Genomic DNA, 6533 nt, shown 5'->3' with positions numbered 1-6533 from the left:
CAGACAATAGGAATCCCTCAGAATCCCAGATTTCTACAGTTGCTTCACGGACTGGGTGCGTATTACCCCCGCCATCTGTCCAAAGAATAGTTCCGGAAAGGTTTACATCTGCCAAAACTGAGGCGTAAGCCTCTCTCACCTCCACTGAAAACGCCAAGGGGAACTCAACCTTGCCCGTTGTTACTTCCAGTTCCCAGTCTCCCCCCAGTTCGCCAGAACCAGTGCGGTTGGCAGAAGCGGCAATATTGGCACCCGTGAGTCGGTGGAGTCGTTCTAAAAACTCTTCTCCCGCATCTCCCGCTGCCACATTGCAACCGTAAAGAAGCAAAGCAGAGGAGGTGAGGTGGGTTGCCCAAGTTTGTAACTGGCTAACATAACGCTCCAAAGTATCGAGGCTCAGTTCGGTATTACCCAGATATAAGCAGCCGGGTGAACCGTGGGAAACAATGTGAACAGCGGCAATATTGATGCGTCCTTGCAGTACCTGGGTAATTTGGACAACGCCATCCCGTGTGGAGTCAAGGACAATTACTTCAGCTTCTGGTATCGCACCATTCACTAAGCTCTGGTATTCATCAACCGCTGAATCTATAAAAACGATAGTGCTGAGAGCTTTGTAGGAATTTCCCAGAGTTGTGTACCGCAGTTCTTGGCTAGAGTTGAACGCCGGATACAGTCCGTTGCTTTGAGCTTCTTTGATGTTTGGCATGTTACAATCTCATTAGAATGTGTATTCGTAACCGTAGCCACTGGTTAAATTGCTACTATCAGCAGACCCCTAAAATCCAGTTGCTCACTGTTAGCATTACCCAGCTTATTATGAGTAGGTAAAGCTACTTACCTACTCATAAAACAGGGCTGCTATGACCTGAAAACTTTTAGGATTGGGAAAGGTTTCAACCAAACCTCAATGTTTTTGGGTCAAAATTTTTATTAACTTTTGACAATGAATCCTAATATCTCCCCTTGATGAATTTCTAGTAGTTCCATTAGACTTTATCTAAACTTTATAAAGTTTCAGTATATATTTTTTTATTAATGTAAAGGCTCATTAAATATAACTATTCTGTGACTAAGTCTGGAAGGCTTATATAACGGTAAAAGTAGCTATAATTCCTTTAAAGGGCTAGAAAACTTAATAGATTGCTTATAAATTCTTCAAGAAGCAGCAACTTTAGAGCTGCCTAAATGCGTCACGCCTATAAGGTGAAATTATGAAAAAGCTCGAAATCCTTAGAGGACTTAACTTCAAACAAGCTTTATAATGTGTTCTGTTATACAGCTATTAATATACACCTATTAACTAGAGATGACGAACTAGGCTAAATACAGCCAATCAATTCAAATCCTGCGAAACCTAGACCATCGCAAGTGTAATTGCGGTAAAGCTCACTGTAAAACGCGATCGCATTGTTCATCTTTCATCAACCAACCTTAGAGTCTAGAGTTTGGGTTGGTTGCGATCAGTAATTTGAACCCAAGTGCATCCAATAGCGTTACCAGACTATAAATTTCAGAATCCCTCTCCTCTGACAAGAGCTTATCGAGCTTACTTCGCTGGTGCCGTAGGCAATCGCCTAACCCGAAAAAACCAATTGGCAGATTGTCCTCACCCACACCACCGCAACCCCGACGAATCAGCCGAAACCCAGCAAAATCAAAGAGACACTTGACAAAGTTACATATTGTACTTCATCCGGATGAGGTGGACTTTCTATTGTTGAAATATCAGCAGTGGAGGTTAAATAAATGAATATGTTACTCACACGTCAACAAGCCAAAGCACAAAAACGCAATGCCAAACGGCTAGGTCAATTACTCAAAGATGCTAGAACGGAACTGGAACAAAGTCTTGCCGTTCTTGAAGATACCGCGATTGAAGATGGTGGTTGGGGAATACTAGAGCTTTCTTGCTCACAGGATGCCTACTCTTTGATTGGGCAAATTCTGGCGATCGCAGATAAATGGGAGCAGTGCAACCATTTTGAAATCGATGAAAAATTATCCCAGATTGAGAGTAAAGTTTATCAAGCCTAAACTACTCATTCTTGACCACTAGCCTGAGCGACTAAAGGCCATCCTAAGCGGGTGGGTTGTTGATAAATCCGTTTGAGGGTATTAATATCCCTCACAGAAATCTGAGGCGAATGGCGGACTTGGGAAAAGTACATAGTGTCGGTTTCTAACGGACTATGACCCCAGATTCCCAAAGCATGACCGAGTTCGTGACGCGCCGTCGCTAGGGTATAGTCATCGGTTTGGTGGGGACTCAGCTGGATGGTAAATCGTTGTGATAATATCGCCTGCGGAAGATCGGCGGTTTGGCGAAGGTAAAATTCGTAGTGGGTTTCAGCAGAACGAGCACGAGGGATATTGAATTGTCCCGTGGTGCGATCAAAAGAAGCTTGCAGAGGAGGGCGATCGCGCAAAATCAAGATATCTGCTCCTTCTCGTTTGTTGACTACCTTCAACGGTAAATAAACACTCCATTCCCGTACAGCCTGCAATACAGCATCAATCCACTTCTGGAAGCGCTGGATACTGGCGGATGACTTATCAGGGTCTTTTGGTCGCTCTACATAAATTTTGACAGGAAACTGTGACCAAACCAGATAGCCTACCGGAGTTAATTTAATTTGAGAGAAGTAATCACCAGCACCTGTCATATCTTGCCACTGTGCTATTGAAGTCGGCAAAGGGTGAGCCTGAGGGGCTGGGAAGGAAGCAGGGAGGGCTCGAGGAGTTGGGGAAGTTGGGGAGGAGGATGACTCAGCGGTTGTTAATAAGTACTCTTGGTTCCCTCGCCGAACTGCCTCCGGTGTTACGCTACCTGTACTCGCGATACCCTGAGCATCCACCTGCTGTAACTGAGGCAAAATGAGCAATAGACTCGTAGCGATCGCTGCTCCAAATAGTAGAAGGCGTCTCCAGGTAATACCCCGGTGACGCCTTAGCTTTTGATTAGTTGTTTGTCTCGGTGTTCTAGACAGGCAACATGTCAAAAGTGCAACGACAGTCACTTGCCCAACCAACCCGCGCTCAAAACCACGGTCAAACCAATGAAAATCACAGAGAATACCCAGGTAATCCGGTTCAGGGCTGTCTCTGCACTCTTAGTACTGGTAAATAGTTGGGCTTGACCGCCGATACCACCGATTCCATCACCCTTAGGACTATGGAGCAGTACCAAAACAATCACACCCACGGCAGACACTGCCCAGATAAGTTGTAGAACTTGAACAATCGTCATAGTTTAGCTGTTGCTCAGTTGACTAAAGAGAGACACGCACAGGTGTTCGATTGGGACGGACTTCTAATTCAACAGGTTGTAGTAGAGATCGCCCGGTCATCTCCGGCGGCTGGGGTAATTTTAAAATTTCCAAGATGGTCGGCGCAATATCCGCCAGACGTCCGTCGTCGCGTAGGGCAACTTCCGTGCCATAACCCGGAATTTTTAATCCTTCTCCTTCCACTAGGATAAAGGGGACTGGGTTCGTTGTGTGAGCCGTCCACGGATTACCTGACTCATCCCGCATATACTCAGCATTGCCGTGATCTGCGGTAATTAAGGCCGTGCCACCCGCTTTGTTGATGCTTTCGATCACACGTCCAAGGCATCGGTCTACGGTTTCAACCGCTTGCACGGAGGCTTCGATGTTCCCGGTATGACCGACCATATCGGTATTGGCATAGTTGATCACAATCAGGGAGTAGATGCGTTTTTCGATCGCAGCGATCAGCACATCCGTAACTTCCCTCGCTGACATCGCAGGCGCCCGGTCGTAGGTTGCCACCATCGGACTTTGTACGAGTTCCCTGTCCTCACCCTCAAACGGCAGTTCTAGACCCCCATTGAAAAAGTAAGTGACGTGGGCATATTTCTCTGTTTCAGCCGTCCGAAATTGACGTAACTTTTGCTGAGCAATTACTTGACCCAAAATATTGTTCAAGTTCTGAGGCTCAAATGCCACCCGTACAGGGAAGGACGGATCGTACTGTGTAAAAGTGGCAAAAGTGAGGGGCTGGATTTGCTCCCGCTCAAACCCCATAAAATTGGGATCAACAAACGCTTGAGTGAGTTGTCGTGCGCGATCGGGACGGAAGTTAAAGAAAATGATTCCATCTCCCGCTTCTACAGACCCTGTCTCAATTCGTGTCGGCAGGACAAACTCATCGCTGAGTCCTGACTCGTAAGAAGCCTTTAAGACCTCAACGGCTGATCGACCATCCCCCGCACCCTCCTGGGTCATGACCTTATAAGCCTGTTGCACGCGATCCCAGCGTCGGTCTCGATCCATTGCATAGTAGCGGCCGCTTAGGGTGACAATGCGCCCAACGCCGAGTTTTTTAATATGATCTTCAAGCTTTTGAATCGCCTCAACCCCTTCCGTCGGCTGGGTATCGCGACCATCGGTAATGGCGTGGATACAGACATTCGACAATTCTTGGGATTTGGCGAAATCCAGCAATCCAAGCAGATGGTCTATATGAGAATGCACCCCACCTTCTGAACACAAGCCTACCAGGTGAAGATTACTGCCTCTATTTTTAACGTCCTGGCATACTTGTAGTAGCGCTTTATTGTCTCTCAAGGTACCATCTTCTACGGCATCGGAGATGCGAACTAATTCTTGCGGAACCACACGCCCAGCGCCAATATTCAGGTGACCCACTTCTGAGTTACCCATTTGACCCTCTGGTAGCCCTACAGCCTTCCCGGAAGTCCGAATTAAAGTATGGGGGTAAGCTGCCCAGAGGCTATCCATCACGGGAGTCTCGGCGGCGGCAATGGCATTACCATCAGTTGCTTCGCGGTAGCCCCAGCCGTCCAAGATGACTAGCACCACAGGAGAGACAGGTGCTTGCGTCATATGTATTACCCTTTGTTCATGCATGAATTTCTTCGCGATCATAGCATTGATGCTTGACTCAACAGTTGAATCTTGGCTTTTTCTTCGAGTTTGGGGTAAGGGTGCATCTTAATGAGTCCCCTCAAAAATCTTCGCATTGCACTGGAGTGCGGGAATTGTTTTTCAGCGCAGGGTGAAAAACTCTTCGCCGACGCTCAGAATAGTCTAACCCCCCACTCCTCATCCTCACATAAGATCTCCGGTCGTTCCGGTTCCCTACGTTAGCGAGAGCGTTGCGATTCGCGATAGCTTTCTTAGCGGCACGAACTGCGGGAAGGGGAGAAAAAATCAAAGCCTCTCTCCTTTCTCTCCTTGTAGAAGATAGGTTTGGAGAGAGGTCAGAGCGTATCTCATCCCATCGAAAAAGGCTATACTCATTGGCCCATTGAAAAATATGGGAAAAACTAGCGGCATAGGTTATTAGTTTCTCTGGGATACAACCCTGCACAAAACAAGTATCACTGACCTGTTCCTGCTGTGCGATCGCTACGTGAACACCATCTTCAGCAGCACGTTTAGCAGCATCCAAACCACCGATTCCTACACTAATAACGAAAAATTTTTTATCAAAAATCATGACATTGCACTGTTTCTGCGAAGGCAAGGTTATTTACGTCTTTAAAGCTTCATTTAAGTAATTAAATTTGGACTAAATTTTGTCTCTATCATTAGATATAAATTAGTCCATACTTTTAGTCATAATTTTTAGCCAAAATTTAAAGATGTCTTATTTTTTGTATTCTTACCGACAATTTATTAAATAGTAATGAAACCTCTAACTTTCAACTTTAAACCTACCCTACCCCTTCGGAGAACGCTACGCGAACGGGTTCTCCGAAGGAGTACAACCTGTTAACCTTCAAACAATTTTCAATCCGGCGTAGATTTTCCCTTGACTCTCCAGTCAAGTAGAGGGTTTAACTTAAATAGAGAACAGCTCAGAAATGGAACCGGACAGCAAAACGTTATTAAACGGTTCCCCGTTGAGCTTGCATCTCAGTGCCTAAAACCACTGAGTCAGATATCCAGGATTAAACAGATGACACTACAACTAAAAGTCCCAAAAATTGCTTGTTCAGCTTGCGTAAATACCCTTACAAAAGCAGTAATCGCCATTGACCCAACAGCTAAGGTAGAGGCTGATACAAAAACCAAGATGGTCAGCATTGAAACGCAAAAATCGGAAGCAGATATCAAAGAAGCGATCGCAACCGTAGGCTATCCCGCTGCCTAGGGGTTGACATCGGTAAACTCAATTCATTAAAGGGTGGCAAAGGAGTTGATTAAATGGAAACTCTCACACTGAAACTGCAAGGCATGAGTTGTGCCTCCTGTGCGAAGAATGTTGAAGAAGCCATTCAGGCTGTTCCAGGGGTCAGTGAGTGTGTGGTTAACTTTGGAATGGAGCAAGCCACAGTTAAATATGAACCCCAAAAAACCAATCTAGAAACAATCCAAGACGCTGTATCTGAAGCCGGCTATTCAGCCGAATCCCTCCAAGCACAAGAGATGATTACAGGAGAGGGTGAGGCTCAAAAAGATGCCCGTTTAGCAGAATCACGCGCTCTGATGCATAAGGTTGTGACGGGAGGGATAATCAGTGTCCTCCTAGTCGTGGGATCG

At 46.1% G+C, this 6533-nt stretch carries 9 protein-coding genes; 4 read left to right on the top strand and 5 right to left on the bottom strand.

What is annotated here, in order from left to right; translation table 11 throughout:
* The coding region (locus V6C93_RS29005) for a DUF4347 domain-containing protein (protein ID WP_333480147.1) at positions 1-709 on the bottom strand (709 nt) is incomplete at its 3' end.
* A 772-nt stretch (positions 710-1481) separates the two neighbouring features.
* On the opposite strand from V6C93_RS29005, the gene V6C93_RS29000 reads away from it, so the two are divergent.
* On the top strand, positions 1482-1673 hold the full coding sequence (locus V6C93_RS29000) for a hypothetical protein (protein ID WP_333480146.1): 192 nt from the start codon (positions 1482-1484) through the stop codon (positions 1671-1673).
* A gap of 76 nt (positions 1674-1749) precedes the next feature.
* Complete coding sequence (locus tag V6C93_RS28995; protein ID WP_333480145.1) at positions 1750-2037, top strand: hypothetical protein; 288 nt, start codon at positions 1750-1752, stop codon at positions 2035-2037.
* A gap of 5 nt (positions 2038-2042) precedes the next feature.
* Here V6C93_RS28995 and V6C93_RS28990 read toward each other — a convergent pair whose 3' ends face one another.
* The 4 genes from V6C93_RS28990 to V6C93_RS28975 form a co-directional block, all read right to left on the bottom strand.
* Positions 2043-3002 carry a peptidase gene (locus tag V6C93_RS28990; protein ID WP_333480144.1) on the bottom strand — a complete coding sequence of 320 codons (960 nt, stop codon included), beginning with the start codon at positions 3000-3002 and terminating at the stop codon, positions 2043-2045.
* Positions 3003-3016: 14 nt separating this feature from the next.
* The gene (secG, locus tag V6C93_RS28985; RefSeq protein ID WP_333480143.1) at positions 3017-3250 is read right to left on the bottom strand and encodes a preprotein translocase subunit SecG; all 234 of its coding nucleotides are present in this window, start codon (positions 3248-3250) and stop codon (positions 3017-3019) included.
* A 22-nt stretch (positions 3251-3272) separates the two neighbouring features.
* Positions 3273-4871 carry a 2,3-bisphosphoglycerate-independent phosphoglycerate mutase gene (gpmI, locus tag V6C93_RS28980; RefSeq protein WP_333480142.1) on the bottom strand — a complete coding sequence of 533 codons (1599 nt, stop codon included), beginning with the start codon at positions 4869-4871 and terminating at the stop codon, positions 3273-3275.
* A 121-nt stretch (positions 4872-4992) separates the two neighbouring features.
* Positions 4993-5514, bottom strand: coding sequence for a hypothetical protein (locus V6C93_RS28975; RefSeq protein ID WP_333480141.1), 522 nt, complete (start codon positions 5512-5514; stop codon positions 4993-4995).
* A gap of 435 nt (positions 5515-5949) precedes the next feature.
* Between V6C93_RS28975 and V6C93_RS28970 the strand changes: the two genes are divergently transcribed.
* Positions 5950-6144: a heavy-metal-associated domain-containing protein gene (locus V6C93_RS28970; protein ID WP_333480140.1), complete on the top strand. Its 195-nt coding sequence runs from the start codon at positions 5950-5952 to the stop codon at positions 6142-6144.
* A gap of 53 nt (positions 6145-6197) precedes the next feature.
* Positions 6198-6533: heavy metal-associated domain-containing protein (locus tag V6C93_RS28965; protein WP_333480139.1), on the top strand; the 336-nt coding region annotated here is incomplete at its 3' end.

The organism is Allocoleopsis sp. (assembly GCF_036703385.1).
Taxonomy (GTDB): Bacteria; Cyanobacteriota; Cyanobacteriia; order Cyanobacteriales; family Coleofasciculaceae; genus Allocoleopsis.
This window is presented reverse-complemented; position numbering and strand designations above follow the sequence as displayed.